This window comes from Exiguobacterium sibiricum 7-3, assembly GCF_000620865.1.
GTDB lineage: Bacteria > Bacillota > Bacilli > Exiguobacteriales > Exiguobacteriaceae > Exiguobacterium_A > Exiguobacterium_A sibiricum_A.
Window position 1 is genome coordinate 1,091,432 of the sequence record NZ_KK211190.1, and the last position, 16,648, is coordinate 1,108,079.

The 16,648-nt window shown below is 46.5% G+C and carries 16 protein-coding genes and 1 other annotated feature; all 16 genes read left to right on the plus strand.

Annotated elements, in window-relative coordinates; all coding sequences use genetic code 11:
* The first annotated feature begins 60 nt into the window (after positions 1-60).
* The 16 genes from P402_RS0106440 (at position 61) to P402_RS0106515 (ending at position 16,542) form a co-directional block, all read left to right on the plus strand.
* Positions 61-1,380: a UDP-N-acetylmuramoyl-tripeptide--D-alanyl-D-alanine ligase gene (locus P402_RS0106440; protein WP_034769804.1), complete on the plus strand. Its 1,320-nt coding sequence runs from the start codon at positions 61-63 to the stop codon at positions 1,378-1,380.
* A gap of 22 nt (positions 1,381-1,402) precedes the next feature.
* Positions 1,403-2,365 carry a phospho-N-acetylmuramoyl-pentapeptide-transferase gene (mraY, locus tag P402_RS0106445; RefSeq protein WP_026827933.1) on the plus strand — a complete coding sequence of 321 codons (963 nt, stop codon included), beginning with the start codon at positions 1,403-1,405 and terminating at the stop codon, positions 2,363-2,365.
* A gap of 36 nt (positions 2,366-2,401) precedes the next feature.
* Positions 2,402-3,748: a UDP-N-acetylmuramoyl-L-alanine--D-glutamate ligase gene (gene murD / locus P402_RS0106450; RefSeq protein ID WP_427376456.1), complete on the plus strand. Its 1,347-nt coding sequence runs from the start codon at positions 2,402-2,404 to the stop codon at positions 3,746-3,748.
* Positions 3,745-4,839, plus strand: coding sequence for an undecaprenyldiphospho-muramoylpentapeptide beta-N-acetylglucosaminyltransferase (gene murG / locus P402_RS0106455; protein WP_026827935.1), 1,095 nt, complete (start codon positions 3,745-3,747; stop codon positions 4,837-4,839). Before murD ends, murG begins: the two co-directional genes overlap by 4 nt.
* Positions 4,840-4,900: 61 nt before the next feature.
* Positions 4,901-5,680 (plus strand): cell division protein FtsQ/DivIB, encoded by a 780-nt coding sequence (locus tag P402_RS0106460; RefSeq protein WP_026827936.1) that lies wholly within the window; start codon positions 4,901-4,903, stop codon positions 5,678-5,680.
* A 229-nt stretch (positions 5,681-5,909) separates the two neighbouring features.
* Positions 5,910-7,214: a cell division protein FtsA gene (gene ftsA / locus P402_RS0106465; RefSeq protein WP_026827937.1), complete on the plus strand. Its 1,305-nt coding sequence runs from the start codon at positions 5,910-5,912 to the stop codon at positions 7,212-7,214.
* A 39-nt stretch (positions 7,215-7,253) separates the two neighbouring features.
* Positions 7,254-8,411 carry a cell division protein FtsZ gene (gene ftsZ / locus P402_RS0106470; protein WP_026827938.1) on the plus strand — a complete coding sequence of 386 codons (1,158 nt, stop codon included), beginning with the start codon at positions 7,254-7,256 and terminating at the stop codon, positions 8,409-8,411.
* Between the two features lie 82 nt (positions 8,412-8,493).
* On the plus strand, positions 8,494-9,270 hold the full coding sequence (pgeF, locus tag P402_RS0106475) for a peptidoglycan editing factor PgeF (protein WP_026827939.1): 777 nt from the start codon (positions 8,494-8,496) through the stop codon (positions 9,268-9,270).
* Positions 9,257-9,928 carry a YggS family pyridoxal phosphate-dependent enzyme gene (locus P402_RS0106480; protein WP_026827940.1) on the plus strand — a complete coding sequence of 224 codons (672 nt, stop codon included), beginning with the start codon at positions 9,257-9,259 and terminating at the stop codon, positions 9,926-9,928. The genes pgeF and P402_RS0106480 overlap by 14 nt, the downstream gene beginning before the upstream one ends.
* A 201-nt stretch (positions 9,929-10,129) precedes the next feature.
* Positions 10,130-10,453 carry a cell division protein SepF gene (locus tag P402_RS0106485; protein ID WP_233494514.1) on the plus strand — a complete coding sequence of 108 codons (324 nt, stop codon included), beginning with the start codon at positions 10,130-10,132 and terminating at the stop codon, positions 10,451-10,453.
* Positions 10,454-10,455: 2 nt separating this feature from the next.
* Positions 10,456-10,728, plus strand: a complete 273-nt coding sequence (locus P402_RS0106490; protein WP_034769807.1) for a YggT family protein — start codon at positions 10,456-10,458, stop codon at positions 10,726-10,728.
* Positions 10,728-11,501: a YlmH family RNA-binding protein gene (locus P402_RS0106495; RefSeq protein WP_026827943.1), complete on the plus strand. Its 774-nt coding sequence runs from the start codon at positions 10,728-10,730 to the stop codon at positions 11,499-11,501. Before P402_RS0106490 ends, P402_RS0106495 begins: the two co-directional genes overlap by 1 nt.
* 26 nt (positions 11,502-11,527) lie before the next feature.
* A complete protein-coding gene (locus tag P402_RS0106500) occupies positions 11,528-12,049 on the plus strand; it encodes a DivIVA domain-containing protein (RefSeq protein WP_026827944.1) in 522 nt (173 codons plus the stop codon).
* Positions 12,050-12,278: a binding site (T-box leader), on the plus strand.
* 58 nt (positions 12,279-12,336) lie between these two features.
* Positions 12,337-15,072, plus strand: a complete 2,736-nt coding sequence (gene ileS, locus P402_RS0106505; RefSeq protein WP_026827945.1) for an isoleucine--tRNA ligase — start codon at positions 12,337-12,339, stop codon at positions 15,070-15,072.
* Between the two features lie 72 nt (positions 15,073-15,144).
* A complete protein-coding gene (gene lspA, locus P402_RS0106510; RefSeq protein ID WP_012370820.1) occupies positions 15,145-15,618 on the plus strand; it encodes a signal peptidase II in 474 nt (157 codons plus the stop codon).
* Complete coding sequence (locus P402_RS0106515) at positions 15,619-16,542, plus strand: RluA family pseudouridine synthase (protein ID WP_026827946.1); 924 nt, start codon at positions 15,619-15,621, stop codon at positions 16,540-16,542. It begins immediately after the preceding gene.
* The last annotated feature ends 106 nt before the right edge of the window (positions 16,543-16,648 follow it).

Genomic DNA, 16,648 nt, shown 5'->3' on the forward strand with positions numbered 1-16,648 from the left:
GGAGTCATTCGTTGACTTCTGTTTGTCCTCGTTTGCTGTAATCGAGTGGAGGAAATAGTGATGGTAACAATTGCACAGATAGCCCAGTGGTTGGGATTGGAAGAAACCGATACACGATCACTAAGAAATTTTGCAACGGATTCGAGAAGTACACTCACGGAAGGGTTGTATATCCCAATCCAGGGAGCACGCGTCGACGGACATTCGTTCATCGAGGGAGCAGTGGCCCGAGGAGCGATTGCTACGTTGTGGAAAAAAGGTATTCCTCTTCCAGAGATGGACATTACGGTTCTTGAAGTCGAAGATCCATTAAAGGCGTTACAGGTAATCGCACAACGGTATTTACAACAAGTTGCGCCAAAAGTCATCGCGATTACAGGTTCAAATGGCAAGACATCAACAAAAGATATGATTGAGAGTGTCTTAAAACAGTCATTTCGGACGCATAAAACGGCAGGTAACTTCAATTCAGATATCGGAATGCCTTTGACAATCTTGATGATGCCGAACGAGACGGAAGTTGCCGTTCTCGAAATGGGAATGAACGGTTTTGGAGATATCGAACTCTTATCGAATCTTGCCGAACCGGATATTGCACTCGTGACGAACATTGGCGAGTCACATGCCGAACAGGTCGGCGGACGAACTGGAATTGCCCGAGCGAAACTAGAGATTCAATCAGGTTTAAAACCGAATGGTCATCTTTTTGTAGATGGCGATGAACCGTTGTTAGGAGAAGTGCCGGCTGAACGCATCGGGTATCATGCGACCAATACGTATGTGATCGAGCAGGCGGAAGCGACGTTCATCGGAACGACATTCAAATTTGATGGGGCGACGTTCAACATACCGGTTCTTGGCAAACATCAAGTCCGGAATGCAGCGTATGCAATTGCGACAGCTAGAGCACTTGGGCTTACTGACAAAGTGATTCAGGCAGGATTAAACGATGTACAATTGACACCGATGCGGATGGAACGTTTAATGTACGGTCAAACCGCGATCATCAACGATGCATATAATGCCAGCCCGACCTCCATGAATGCAGCAATCGAGACGATTGCAACGCTCGATGGATTTACGAATAAAGTCGTCGTCCTCGGTGATATGTATGAACTAGGTCAACAAGAACGTCTGTTACACGCCTCTGTCGGGAAGAAAATTGCACTTCCTGTATCCCATGCTATTCTTGTAGGAGGGAAAGGGCGTTATATCGCGGATGGAATTGTTGATCCGACCGTCCAAGTCCAATTTGCGGACACGGTCGAAGACGCAGCACGTCTGCTCCAACCTCTGCTCGGCAAACAAACCGTTGTTTTGCTAAAAGCTTCACGCGGACTGGCACTGGAACAAATCTTCACATATCTAAATGAAACATAATCCTTAAAAGTAGGTGTATGCAATGATCACATTATTCATCAGTTTAATTATTGCGTTTTTGGTTGTCGTACTCGTGATGCCAAAAGCGATTCCTTTTTTACACAGCCTTAAATTTGGTCAAGAGATTCGGGAAGAAGGACCGGATTGGCACCAAGTGAAATCAGGGACACCGACGATGGGCGGTATCGTCATTTTGCTTGCCATGATCGGCAGTCTGATTGTTCTCTTATTGATGGGAGATTTGGATCGGAGTCATCTGTCGTTGCTGTTCTTAACGCTTGCCTACGGGGCAATCGGTTTTATCGATGATTATATCAAGGTCGTTAAAAAGCGTAATCTTGGTTTAAACTCAAAGCAAAAATTAGTCGGACAAATTGTTGTTGGGCTGTTGTTTGTCTGGTTGAGCGGCGGATTTTCGAGTGAAGCGACGTATCTGTCGATTCCATTTACGACGTGGTCAATTGATTTCGGTATTCTGTATCCACTCGTCGCGTTATTCTGGCTCGTCGGATTCTCGAATGCGGTCAATCTGACGGACGGACTGGACGGACTCGTATCCTTTACGGCAATTCCGACGTTCTTGTTCTTTGGTCTCTACGGGTGGTTCATCGCCGATGAGCCAGGCATTGCCTTGTTTGCTTTTTCAGCTGTCGGTGCGCTGATCGGGTTCCTCGTGTTTAATGTCTATCCGGCTAAAATCTTCATGGGTGATACCGGTTCACTTGCTTTAGGAGCAGCGCTTGCTGGTTTATCCATCTTATTGAAACTGGAATTATTATTAGTATTGATTGGGATTGTGTTCGTTGTTGAGACATTATCGGTCATCCTACAGGTTATTTCCTTCAAGACGACAGGAAAACGTATCTTTAAGATGAGTCCGATTCACCACCATTTCGAAATGGTCGGTTGGAGTGAATGGCGAATCGTTGGAACATTTGCTTCGATTAGTTTAATCGTGGCGTTAGTCGCCTATCTGTTCGTGTAATCGAAATTCGTGGTCAAGAAAGTGAGCGATTTAATGATGAAGAGTTCTGAACTGGAGAAGAAAAAAGTACTGGTCCTTGGGACTGCGAAAAGCGGGATTGCAGCAGCGACCTATCTTGTTAAGGCAGGAGCCGTCGTGACGGTGAACGATGGGGGGACTCCTTCGGAAAATGACGTACAAACGCTTGAATCCTTGGAAGTCGAAACGATTTTCGGAAGTCATCCGTTATCCTTACTGGATGGAACAGAATTAATCGTGAAAAATCCGGGGATTCCCTATCAGATTCCGTTGTTACAGACGGCAATTGAGCGTGGTATTCCGATTTGGACAGAAGTTGAACTGGCATACCGTTCAACGAAAGCAGATTGGGTAGCGATTACTGGATCAAACGGTAAGACAACGACGACGACACTTGTCCATGAATTATTGAAACAGGGTTCAAGACGCGTTCATTTAGCTGGAAACATTGGCTTCCCGGCAGTTGAGGTTGCCCAGCAGACAGCTGCAGATGATGTCATCGTCATCGAGTTATCCAGTTTCCAATTAATGGGGATTCAATCATTCCAACCAGTCAGTGCAGCATTCTTAAACTTGTCGCCGGCGCATCTTGATTATCACGGAGACGTAACGTCGTACGCGGCAGCAAAAGCACGGATTTTCTCAAACATGGATGAAGCTGGACGACTTGTCGTCAATGCGGATGACGAGGAAGTCATGCGATTGAGCGAAACAGCGGTGGCGGAACGATTGACGTTTTCACGTCGTCAACCTGCCTATGCACATGTCAAAAACGGTATCATCTTCGTCGGTCAGACAGAAATTCTTCCCGTCAGTGAACTGGCGCTCGGTGGTGGACATAATCTCGAGAACGTCCTGGCCGCCTTAACATTGATTGAACCGTTTGGGATTGCCTTAACGGCGATTCAAGAAGTTTTGCGGACATTTGGCGGAGTAGCACACCGGACAGAATACATCGGAGAGTTTGCCGGACGAAAAGTTTACAATGATTCAAAAGCCACGAACAATGTGGCGACGGAAGCGGCATTATCTGGTTTTCACTCGTCTATCATCTGGATTTGCGGCGGACTCGAACGCGGTGCAGATCTGACACCGTTAAAAAGTGCGATGACCCATGTCAAACACGTCATCGGACTCGGTGAGACAGGTCAACGCTTCGCCGATCTAGCGGCCGATCAACAAATCGCTTCGACAGTAACGCGTGAGATGGAAGAAGCTGTTGTCACAGCATTTGATGTTTCGAAGCCTGGCGATATCATTTTACTTTCTCCGGCATCAGCCAGTTGGGATCAGTACAAGACCTATGAAGAGCGTGGCGAACATTTCATCCGTTCTGTCCAGAAAATAGGAGGGATGTCAAAATGAGAATCGTAGTTTCAGGTGGAGGAACAGGCGGACATATTTATCCCGCATTGGCCATGATCCGAGAAATTGAACGTCGTACGGCATGTGAAGTGTTATACATCGGTACTGAGAATGGACTCGAAGCGGACATCGTCCGCCGGGCAGGCATTCCGTTTGAATCAATTAAAATTTCAGGACTACGCCGTTCCTTGTCGTTTGAGAACGTCAAGACCGGTTTCCGTTTCATGAAAAGTGTTGTCCGCGTCCGAAAACTTCTGCGGGACTTCCAACCGGATATCGTTGTCGGAACAGGTGGTTTTGTCTGCGGTCCCGTCCTATACACGGCAGCGAAGATGGGGTATAAGACGCTTGTCCATGAACAAAACAGCTTACCTGGAATCACCAATAAATTCTTGGCGCGGTATGTTGACCGGGTGGCTCTGTCCTTTAAAGGCTCTGGTCACCATTTCGGTAAAAACGAAGGAAAAACGATTCTAATCGGAAATCCCCGGGCTTCGGAGGTTGCGATGTTGCAAATCGATCCGATCGAAGAAAAACAAAAATATGGTTTTGAACAAGAACGTCCTCTGATTGTCGTGTACGGCGGTAGCCGAGGTGCGCCGGCCATCAATAAAGCGGTCGTCGAAATGATTCCTAAGTTATCAACAACTGACTGGTCGTTGTTGTTCGTCACAGGACAGGTTCACTACGAAGACATTCAGACTCAGTTAGGAACATTACCGGACCGGATTCAATTACGTCCGTTCATTTACGATCTGCCGTTGATTTTAAAAGCGAGTCAACTGGTCATCTCGCGTTCCGGAGCAAGTACATTAGCAGAATTGACGACACTTGGTTTACCGAGCATTTTGATTCCGAGTCCTTACGTGACGGAAAACCATCAGGAAGTGAACGCGTCATCACTTGTCGAGACAGGAGCAAGTCTTTTGATTCGCGAATCCGAATTGACGGGAGACCGGTTATTCGATGCTTGTACGAAGGCGATTGCCAATCAAGCCAGCATGTCAAAAGCATCGCTCGCACTCGGCATGCCAAATGCGGCAAGTGATTTAGTCGATGAATTATTACGGTTGATTCAGCAAAAAAACTAAAGCATTGCAGGAATAGACCGATAAGGTACTGAAATTAAACATAATGGAGGGAGAGGCTTACGTGAAGGAACAACAACCGGCAAGCCAGCCGAAGATGGATACGACTGTCCGCAGCTTAGAAGATAAAATTCCATATGTCCGTGAGCAGCGTCGGAAAAAGGCGAACCGGCGTTTAATCTATGTCCTCATCCTGATCGGTCTATTGATTGGTGTCGTCTTCTATCTTCAATCGAGTTTCTCGCGTGTCGCGACGTTTGACGTCACAGGCACCGTGAACGTCAAGAAGGAAGACATCATTCAAGCATCACGTATTAAGGTGAAGGAGACACATGCTTTCAATGTGTCGGAAGAAGCCGTGTTGGAACGGATTGAAGATGTCCCAGGTATTCGCGAAGCGACGATGAAAAAAACATTTTTACATCATTATGAAGTTGACGTCGTCGAAGAAAAAGAGATTGCGTATGCCAAAGATAAACCGGGCGCCCGGATTGTCTTAGCGGACGGGACGATTATTCCCGGAAAGTCGAAGGAAGAATTGTTTGATGCACCGATTCTAACAGGATTTACGGATCAATCCTTGCGACGTCTGACAAAGGAACTTGTCAAAATCGAGCCGAAAGTCCGGAGCCGGATTTCGGAAATCGTAGCCAATGATCAGACCGACAAGGGTGGATTAAAGTTATTCATGACCGACGGAAATACCGTCTTATTGAGTACATCGGCTTTTTCTAACTCGTTGAATGAATATGTCAAGGTCATTTCTGCTTTGCCAAAAGGAAAAACAGGAACGATCACCATTGATGGAGGAATCTATTTCAAACCATATAAAGGTAAAAAATAGAAAATAACACCACGGATTTGATGGGTTTGACAAACGTTTGTTTTCATTAGTAAGAAAGCGGAGACATCGTCATCAAATCGTAATCTATTAGATGGGTAAGTTAGACAATAACTTCTTTTCGTGAGGTTTTTTATAGTGTAGACTTAAACGAGAAGAAGATTGTCTCGATTCCTGTAAATATAAACAGGGACGATAGGATTAGTATTATGAAAGTGGAGGTGTCACTCCCATGGAAACGAAAGGTACGATTGCCGCACTAGATATTGGGACATCGGAAGTGAAACTCATCGTCGGTGAACTTCTAGGCGGAACACTGAATGTCTTAGCGGAAGGGTCTGCACCATCTGCAGGCGTCAAGCGAGGTGTCATCGTCGACATCGATCAAACAGTAAATGCCATTAAACAAGCGGTTGCAGAAGTGGAGCGCACACTCGGCGAACCAATTGGTGAAGTATATGTAGCAATTTCCGGTGAACACATCCAAGTCAAGGATTGCCAAGGGATGACATCAATCAAAGGGGAAGACAACGAAATCACAGATGACGACGTGAAAGATGTTCTTCACTCAGCCATGGTGATGCGGATTCCAAACGAATTGAGTGTTGTCGATGTGTTACCTAAAACGTTTACTGTCGATCAGCAGACGGAGATCACGGATCCACGTGGCATGATCGGTTATCGTTTAGAAGTGACAGGGAAGCTGATTATCGGAGCGAAGACGATTCTACATAGCATCAAACGTTCCATCGAACGAGCTGGTTTAGAACTTGCGGGGTATGTGCTGGAAAGCTTAGCCGTCTCACGAATCGCAGCTTCGATTGATGAATTAGAACTGGGTGTCGGGATCGTTGATATCGGACATGAAACGACCACTCTTTCAATTTACGAAAAAAACGATCTAGTTTACTCAACGACACTTGCGTACGGTGGAGATCATCTGACACGCGATTTGACGTATAAAATGAATTGTAAATATCAAGATGCGAAACTAGCCAAAGAAGAATATGGCGTCGCGTTGGAAGCTTTAGGTGATCCAGAAGAAAAAGTCTCATACGTGACAATCAACGGGGAACACCGTTTCGAACCACAGACGGAGATTGGCTTTGTCCTTGAAGCCCGTCTGGAAGAGATTTTCGAAATGATTCAGAAGCGGATGACACAAGCTGGGTATGCACAAATGAACAGCGGAATCATTCTTTGTGGTGGTAGTTCTTCCTTACCAGGAATTGACCAGCTCGGTAAGCGAATCTTTAAGCAAAGCGTGAACGTGTATCAACCAGCCAGCTTAGGGATTCGTCATCCGAAGTATGCTGTCGCTGCTGGGATGTTACGATATGTTCTATCACGCAGTGCCGTTTCGAAGTCAGGGTTTGACCGTGCGGACGAAAAGGGAATAGCCGCACAAGGCCGTGAGCAAGAGGAATTACTTGCACATCCTTCCCAACCTTCAGTACGCGAAGAGCGACCACAGAAGGAACAGCCTCCAAAAGAGCGAAAGTCATTCAGTAGTTTCTTTGAGAAATTTTTCGGCTAAATAAAAAATTATCAGTAAAAAAAATAGGGGGCCCCTTTTATGTTGCATTTTGATGAAATGATGGACCAAGTAGCTAAAATCAAAGTCATCGGAGTAGGTGGCGGTGGATCAAACGCTGTCAACCGAATGATTGAACATGGTGTCCAAGGCGTAGAATTCATCGCTGTCAATACGGATGCACAAGCATTAAACATGTCACAGGCAGATGTAAAACTTCAACTCGGAGCAAAATTAACACGTGGTCTTGGTGCCGGAGCAAATCCGGAAATCGGTAAAAAAGCTGCCGAAGAAAGCCGCGAACAGTTGACAGAAATTTTGTCTGGTGCCGATATGGTTTTCGTAACAGCAGGAATGGGTGGAGGTACCGGAACAGGTGCTGCACCGGTCATCGCAGAAATTTCTAAAGAAATCGGTGCATTGACAGTAGGTGTCGTGACAAAACCTTTCATGTTCGAAGGCCGTAAACGGATGCAACATGCTGTTTCAGGCGTGCAGAACTTTAAAGAAAAAGTCGATACACTCATCGTCATCCCGAATGATAAATTGCTTGAAATCGTCGATCGTAACACGCCGATGCTTGAAGCATTCAAAGAAGCCGATAACGTTCTTCGTCAAGGTGTACAAGGGATTACGGACTTAATCGCCGTTCCTGGTCTCATCAACTTGGACTTCGCGGATGTTAAAACGATCATGACGGAAAAAGGTTCAGCATTGATGGGTGTTGGTGTCGCAACCGGCGAACACCGTGCAACGGAAGCTGCGAAAAAAGCGATTTCGAGTCCATTGCTTGAAACATCGATCGAAGGGGCAAAAGGCGTCTTGATGAACATCACCGGTAGTGCAAACTTGAGCCTTTATGAAGTAACGGAAGCAGCTCAAATCGTCCAAAGCGCTGCGGATGAGGAAGTCAACTTGATCTTCGGATCAGTCATCAATGACAACCTGGAAGACGAAATCATTGTTACGGTCATCGCAACGGAATTCGAAAACGAACCACTCGATTTTGAAATCCCATCAGCACAAGAGATGATGAAAAACTTGCTCAAGAAAAAGCAAGCAGCGCCATCACCGGTAGCTGAAGAACCTAAACCGCAAGTCGAAGAGACACCTATTAGCTCGAACCAAGAATCAGCAAAAGGGTCAGATGTCGAAGAGACGATGGATATTCCTTCTTTCCTTCGCCGGAATAATCGTTAATCCGATATTCCAGGGACACGACTGCTAGATCAAGAGGTGTCGCGTAAGCGACACCTCTTTTTTTAAAAAAGGATGGGATGAGATGTTTGGTCAATGGATAAAATGGGATACGCCGACAGGAACTGTTCGTGCAGCGTTTACGACAAAGTTCTCAGCACCTCATGGCAAGGGTAACTTAGGACTGCACGTTAAGGATGATCCGGAAGGCGTCATCAAAAATCGTGAAGTCATCGTCCGACAACTGGAGTTATCTCTTGAAAACTCAGTTTGGGCTGAACAAGTGCACGGCAATCATGTAGAGCAGGTGACGACACTGGAGTCGGGTCGTGGAGCCTCTGATTACGAAACAGCAATCAAGGGAACAGACGGACTGGTGACGACAGATTCAAATGTTTTATTGATGATGCTGTTTGCTGACTGTGTGCCGCTCCTTTTCTGTGATCCGCGGACAGGTATCATTGCAAACGTTCACGCCGGTTGGCGCGGAACAGTCGCTAACATCGTAGAAGCCACACTGACAAAGATGGAACAAGCGGGTGCCGACCGTTCTTCGATTCAGATGGTCATCGGTCCGTCGATTCGTGAATGTTGTTATGAAGTCGATGGACCGGTTCTTGAAGCGGTGGATCAACTAGGTCTTGAAGAGTCTCCTTACATCAAGAAAGAAGACGGGAAAGCCATGTTATCCCTTCAAAAAACGAATGCCATGTTAGCCGAGCGTAGTGGTGTCGGCGATGTGCTCGATACAGGAATCTGTACGAACTGCCAGGCGGAAGACTATTTCTCATATCGTCATGGAGACCATGGTGGACGGTTTGCCAGTTTGATTGTAAAGGAGTCTCTCGATGTCAATTTCTGAAAATGTACAACATGTCCGACAAAACATGAAACAGGCGTATGAAAAGACCGATCAAAAAAAGCAGGTACAATTGATTGGCGTGACGAAATCAGTGTCAAGTGAAGTGGCAGCGGAGCTGCTTGAAGCGGGTATAACGGCACTTGGTGAGAATCGTCCGGAAGGGCTGACCGACAAACAAACGGTCTTAGGGCGTGAGGCATGTGAATGGCATTTCATCGGAACGTTGCAGACTCGTAAAGTCCGACAAATCATTGATCGGATTGATGTGTTACATTCCTTGGACCGGTTACATTTGGCGGAAGAAATCAATAAACGTGCGAAACGGCCAGTCGATTGTTTTATTCAAGTCAATGTCTCCGGTGAAGAATCAAAGCAAGGAATTGATCCGGGAGATGTCCATTCATTTTTACATGAAGTGGGGCAATATCCGATGGTCCGTGTGATCGGGTTGATGACGATGGCTCCGTTGACGGAGGACGAGCAACTGCTCCGTTCGGTCTTTCACTCGCTTCGTGTGCTGCGGGATGAAGTGGCGGCCCGCCATTTACCGCACGCACCGTGTACGGAGTTATCAATGGGCATGTCATCAGACTATCAGATTGCCATTGAAGAAGGTGCGACATATGTCCGAATCGGAACAACTTTAGTCCAATCATAAATGGTCTAGATATACGGAAGGAGAATCGATATGGGATTCAAATCAAAAATGCAAAATCTATTTCTCGGTAACACAGACGATTTAGATGAACTCGAATATGAAAATGATGCTACAATAAATAAAGGTAGAGGTGCATCACAGCAAGAATATGATGAGTATTACGAGGAATCTACCCCGAGTGTTACTCAAAAGGAGGACCATGTGAGACAATCGAACATCGTACCCATTCATACAAAAAAGACAAAATCACAAGTCATTCTCAGTGAGCCGCGTGTGTTTAACGAAGCACAGGAAATTGGCGAACACCTTCGTCAAAATCGGGCTGTCATCGTGAACATGCAACGGATGTCTAAAGATCAATCGCGCCAAATGATCAATTTCTTATCAGGTGTCGTGTTTGCTCTTGATGGAACGATTACGACAATCAGTCAAAACACACTCCTCTGTGTACCGAACAACGTCGAGCTGGCTGGAAGTATTTCAAATCTGCTCGGTGAAGATGATATCAACCATAAGGGGTGGTAAGCATGGATTCGCAAGTCATGTACGCAATCGGTCGTACACTCAGCACGTTACTTCAATACTACAGCTACGTCATGATTGCCTATATTTTATTATCGTGGTTCCCGAATGCACGTGAATCACGATTCGGTCAAGTTCTAGCGATGTTAGTCGAACCTTTCCTCGCACCATTCCGACGGATTATCCCGCCCATCGGAGGTATGCTTGACATTTCACCTATCGTTGCCTTTCTTGTGCTTAATCTCGCACAGTCAGGTATCAGAGCGATCTTCTTGTAATGAGTGTCTATGATCATTATCGCGGACATGAGCGGGAGTTTGTCGATCTCGTCTTGAATTGGATCGACCATGTCGAAGCGACCTATACGTTTAAAGTGACAGATTTTCTGGATCCGCGCGAACAACAGATTACCCGAGAACTCGTCGGAACAAAATGCGCCCTCTTTTTTGAGGGCGGTTTTGAAGGCGCCGAACGACAGCGTGCGCTTATTGCCCCTGATTATTACGATCTTGATGCCAACGATTTTGATATTGCCATTTATCGTATCCATTATCCCACTAAATTCGTGGAGCTCTCGCATCGCCAGGTGACAGGCACATTGCTGAATGTCGGATTAAAGCGCGGGAAATTCGGTGACGTCGTCATCCAGGATCAACTCGTTCAATTTGCCGTTGCGAAAGAAGTAGCTTCTTATATCGAAGCAAATGTCGATCGTGCGGGAAAAACAAAGATTCGGTTGTCGCTCGTGGATTCAGAAGAACAGTTGAAGATTAAGGATCAAGAATGGCAAGAAGAACTGGGCTTCGTCAGTTCGCTCCGTTTTGATACGGTTGTCAGTGAAATCCTTGGTTTTTCAAGACAAAAAGCGCAAAGCCTGATTAAACAAGGTGAAAGCAAAGTGAATTATAAAATCGTCGAAGATCCAAGTTTTTTATTGGAGGAAGGCGACTTACTCTCACTTCGTGGAACAGGACGTGTCAAGTTGATCGCCGTACTCGGCTCAACAAAACGGGATCGGATTAAATTGCAATACGGTCTGCTAAAAGGATAACCAACAAGCTGAGGGAGGATTTCATCATGCCATTGACGCCACTTGATATTCACAATAAGGAATTTACACGGAAGTTTCGCGGCTATGACGAAGATGAGGTCAATGAATTTCTTGATCAAGTCATCAAAGATTTTGAATTGTTGCTCCGTGAAAACCGTCAACAGCAAGAAGTCATTCAAAATATGCAGTCTCGTGTCGATTACTTCAGCTCGATGGAAGAAACATTAAACAAGTCCATCATTGTGGCACAAGAAGCGGCAGAAGAAGTCAAAGCCAATGCGACGAAAGAAGCGAGCTTGATCGTCAAACAAGCGGAACGAGAAGCTGAACAATTACAAGATGCGGCACAACGTCGAGCACAACGGACCGATTTCGAAGTTGAACAGATGCGTAAAAAAATCGAACTGTACCGGAATCGTTTCAAAGTGTTGATTGATGCACAGATGGAATTGTTGACGAGTCATGACTGGGATGCATTCGACAGTTCGACCCGGGGTGCGCTTGACGAGATTCCTGCAGTTGCGTATAATGACGACGATGTCATATAAGCTAAATCAATGAGAAGGACACGTCTTTTATCAGGATACTGTCAGCGAATCGGGGACTGGTGCGAGCCCGATCAGAGAATGAAAAAAGATATCCCCTTTGAGTGCGGGACTGAATGTTTTCAGTAAGCTCCGCCGTTTCGCCTCCGTTATCGGGCTCTTAAGTGGTAATCTGTTTGTTAGGATTGCTAGTAGGGTGGTACCGCGAGTTCAAGCCAAATTCGTCCCTATCAGGGGATGAGCTTGGCTTTTTTTTGTACGTAAAATACAGACAAGTGAGGGAATGCCAGATGGAATACAAAGATACGTTATTGATGATGAAGACGGAATTTCTAATGCGAGGAAACTTACCGAAACGTGAACCAGATATGCAGGCACGTTGGAACGAGATGAATCTATATGAAGCAGTTCAAGAAAAAAATGCTGGGAAACCGGCATTCATTCTACACGACGGTCCTCCCTATGCAAACGGGGACATCCATATGGGGCACGGATTAAATAAAGTCTTAAAAGACATCGTCGTCCGTTACAAATCAATGAACGGATTCCGTTCTCCGTACGTACCGGGTTGGGACACACACGGACTTCCAATCGAGACGGCTCTTCAAAAAGCGGGTGTCGACCGGAAATCGATGTCGGTCGCAGAATTCCGTGAACTGTGTGCGAAATATGCACTCGAGCAAGTTGATCATCAACGTGAACAATTCAAGCGCCTTGGTGTTCTCGGTGACTATGACAATCCATATATCACGTTGCAACCGGAATTCGAAGCAGCACAAATTCGTTTGTTCGGCGATATGGCCAATAAAGGATATATCTATAAAGGGAAAAAACCGGTATACTGGTCGCCGTCATCGGAATCGGCTCTTGCAGAAGCCGAAATCGAATACCAGGATAAACGTTCTGCTGCCATCTACGTAGCGTTCCAGGTCATGGACGGAAAAAATATCTTGGAGCCGACGGATCATTTCGTCATCTGGACAACAACACCTTGGACAATTCCGGCAAACCTCGGAATCTCAGTCAGTGGCGAGTTGACCTATGCACGGATCGAACACGAAGGAAAAGGCTATATCGTGGCCGAGACACTCGTACCGGAAGTCATCGAGGCATTGGGCTGGGAAGATGCTACGGTGGGTCGTATCTTCAACGGGGCCGACTTTGAGTACATCAAAGCGAAACATCCACTCTATGACCGGGAATCACTTGTCATGCTCGGCGATCACGTCACGGCAGAAGCGACGGGTGTCGTTCATACAGCACCTGGACACGGGGAAGATGACTTCAGAATCGGTCAAGCTTACGGTCTGGATATCCTTTGTCCGGTTGACGACAAAGGGGTCATGACGGCAGAAGCTCCTGGTTTTGAAGGATTATTCTATGAAGATGCCAACAAAGAAATTGGTGTGGCATTGGAAGAAGCCGGTGCTTTATTAAAACTGTCATTCATCAAACACTCGTACCCGCATGACTGGCGGACGAAAAAACCAGTTATCTTCCGGGCGACACCACAGTGGTTCGCTTCGATCAAAGATTTCCGGGCTGAAATCCTCGACGAAATCAAAGAAGTCCAGTGGGTGCCGGAGTGGGGCGAAACACGTCTTCACAACATGTTCAAAGACCGTGGCGACTGGGTCATTTCCCGTCAACGCGCGTGGGGTGTCCCGTTGCCGATCTTCTATGCAGAAGATGGTACGGAAATCGTCACACCGGAAACAATCGACCATATCGCGAATCTGTTCGCTGCACACGGATCAAACGTCTGGTATGAACGGGAAGCCGTTGATTTGTTACCGGAAGGATTCACGCATCCGGCAAGTCCGAACGGGATCTTCAAAAAAGAAACGGATATCATGGATGTCTGGTTCGATTCCGGATCATCACATGCCGGTGTTCTTGCTACACGTCCGGAACTTGAGCGTCCAGCTGACTTGTATCTAGAAGGTTCTGACCAATACCGCGGATGGTTCAATTCGTCCCTTTCGACAGCTGTCGCAACGACAGGGAAAGCACCATACAAAGCCGTCGTCAGTCACGGGTTCGTCCTTGACGGTCAAGGCCGGAAGATGTCGAAATCAATCGGAAATACGATTGCCCCAATCCAAATCATGCAACAGTTCGGAGCGGAAATTCTTCGTCTCTGGGTCGCTTCTGTCGATTATCAATCGGACGTCCGTGCCTCGATGGACAACTTTAAACAAGTATCAGAATCATACCGGAAAATCCGCAATACGGTTCGGTTCTTGCTTGGAAACCTGGATCAGTTTGATCATACAGCGCATCGAGTTGCGTTTGCTGACTTGCCGGAATCGGATCGCTTCATGCGGACGAAACTGGATCAACTCGTTGGCAAAGTAAAAGCAGCGTATGACGCCTATGACTTCATGGCCGTGTACCAGTTATTGCATAACTTCTGTGTCTTGGACTTGTCTTCGTTCTATCTCGATTACACGAAGGATATCTTGTACATCGAAAAAGAAGATGCACCAGCGCGTCGTGCCGTTCAAACGGTCATGTACGATACGGTCGTCACATTGTTACAACTGATGGCACCGGTCTTACCGCATACAGCAGACGAAGCATGGGAATTCGTTCCTGGCGTCGAGACGGCAAGTATCTTCCTGACGGATCTTCCGGAAGCACCGGAAGTAACGGAAGAGGGTCTTACGCTGATTGCGAAATGGAACAGTTTCCTTGTCTTCCGTGATGATGTCTTGAAAGCACTGGAAGAAGCACGTGCTGAGAAACTTGTCGGGAAAACGCTGGAAGCGAAATTAGAATTGGCACCAAATGACGAAACGAAAGCATTGCTTGCGACAATCGATCATCTTGAGCAGTTGTTGCAGGTTTCACAGATTGAGTTCGTCGCTTCGGCGGAGAAATCATATGGGACGACAGGTATCACCGTTCTCAAAGCAGACGGCGAAAAATGTGAACGCTGTTGGACATATTCGACTGAGCTTGGACAAGATCCGGCTCATCCGACACTTTGCCCACGTTGTACTGAAGTCGTCAATTCTTTATAATGAATCAGGGAGGGGCAGCTACGGCGACTTCGTAGCGGTCCCTCATTATTTTTGGATGTGGAGGAAAAAAGAATGTGGCTTTACTTAGCGATTGCTGCTGTACTCGTCGGAGTGGATCAATTGACGAAATGGATCGTCGTCCAACAGATGACGATTGGTCAAGCGATTGAGATCATTCCCAATTTCTTTTATTTAAATTCATACCGGAATCGTGGCGCTGCCTGGGGGATGCTTGAAGGGAAGTTTGGATTTTTCTTCGTCATCACGCTGGTCGTCGTCATTGGGCTGATTTATTTTCTTTACAAAGAAGGCACAAAAAACAAAGTATTTGCTTGGAGCGTCGCCTTATTACTCGGCGGAGCGGTCGGGAATTTCATCGACCGGATGGCACGTGGAGAAGTCGTCGACTTTTTTCATTTTTATCCGTTCGGGTATAATTTCCCGATATTTAATGTGGCAGACGTCAGTTTGACGTTTGGGGTTATTCTGATGCTGATCAGCGTCATGTTTGAAGAGCGTTTGACTAAGAAGGGAACGATTGATTAAATGAATGAACAAAATGAATGGGCTGTTAAAGCCAATGGTGCTACCGGTCGAATTGATAAATGGTTAGCAGAACAACAAGATTGGTCACGGTCACAAGTCCAGGATTGGTTAAAAGCCGGTCATGTCGAAGTCGACGGACGAATCGTCAAACCGAACTATAAGATGTCCGGCACGGAAGAAATCCTTGTCCGGATTCCAGAAGCAGTCGAGCTTGAAGTTTTACCGGAAGATATCCCGCTGGATGTCGTGTATGAAGACAGTGACGTCATTGTCATCAATAAACCTAAAGGTATGGTCGTGCATCCGGCAGCGGGTCACGTATCCGGAACACTCGTCAATGCGTTGCTCCATCACTGCCAGGATTTGTCCGGCATTAATGGCGTCAAACGTCCGGGAATTGTCCACCGAATCGATAAAGACACATCAGGTCTCTTGATGGTCGCTAAAAATGATTTGGCCCATGAATCACTGGCACAGCAATTGAAAGACAAGACGACAGAGCGTCTGTACATCGCGCTTGTCCACGGCGAGATTCCGCATGAACTGGGAACAATTGAAGCACCGGTTGGCCGTGACAAAAATGACCGTCAACGGATGACTGTGACGGATAAAAACTCGAAAGCGGCTGTGACGCATTTCCGTGTCCTTGACCGTTACGAAGGGTTCACTGTCGTTGAATGTAAGCTCGAGACAGGACGGACGCACCAAATTCGTGTCCACATGCGTTACATCGGTTTCCCGCTTGCCGGAGATCCGAAATACGGACCACGGAAAACGATGAAAATGAACGGTCAAGCGCTTCATGCTGCTGTTCTTGGATTCAAGCATCCGCGGACTGGTGAGATGTTACATTTCGAGGCACCGTTGCCGGAAGAGATGACGTTCGAGATTAGTCAGTTGAAAAAACTTGAATTAGAGTCTTGACGTTTTTCTAATAAAACGGTAGAGTATCACCTAGAGAGCGATGCGAGACATCTGCCTCAAACAACCGGTCGTCCGCGTTGACGATCCTACCCATAGTACACCTTTA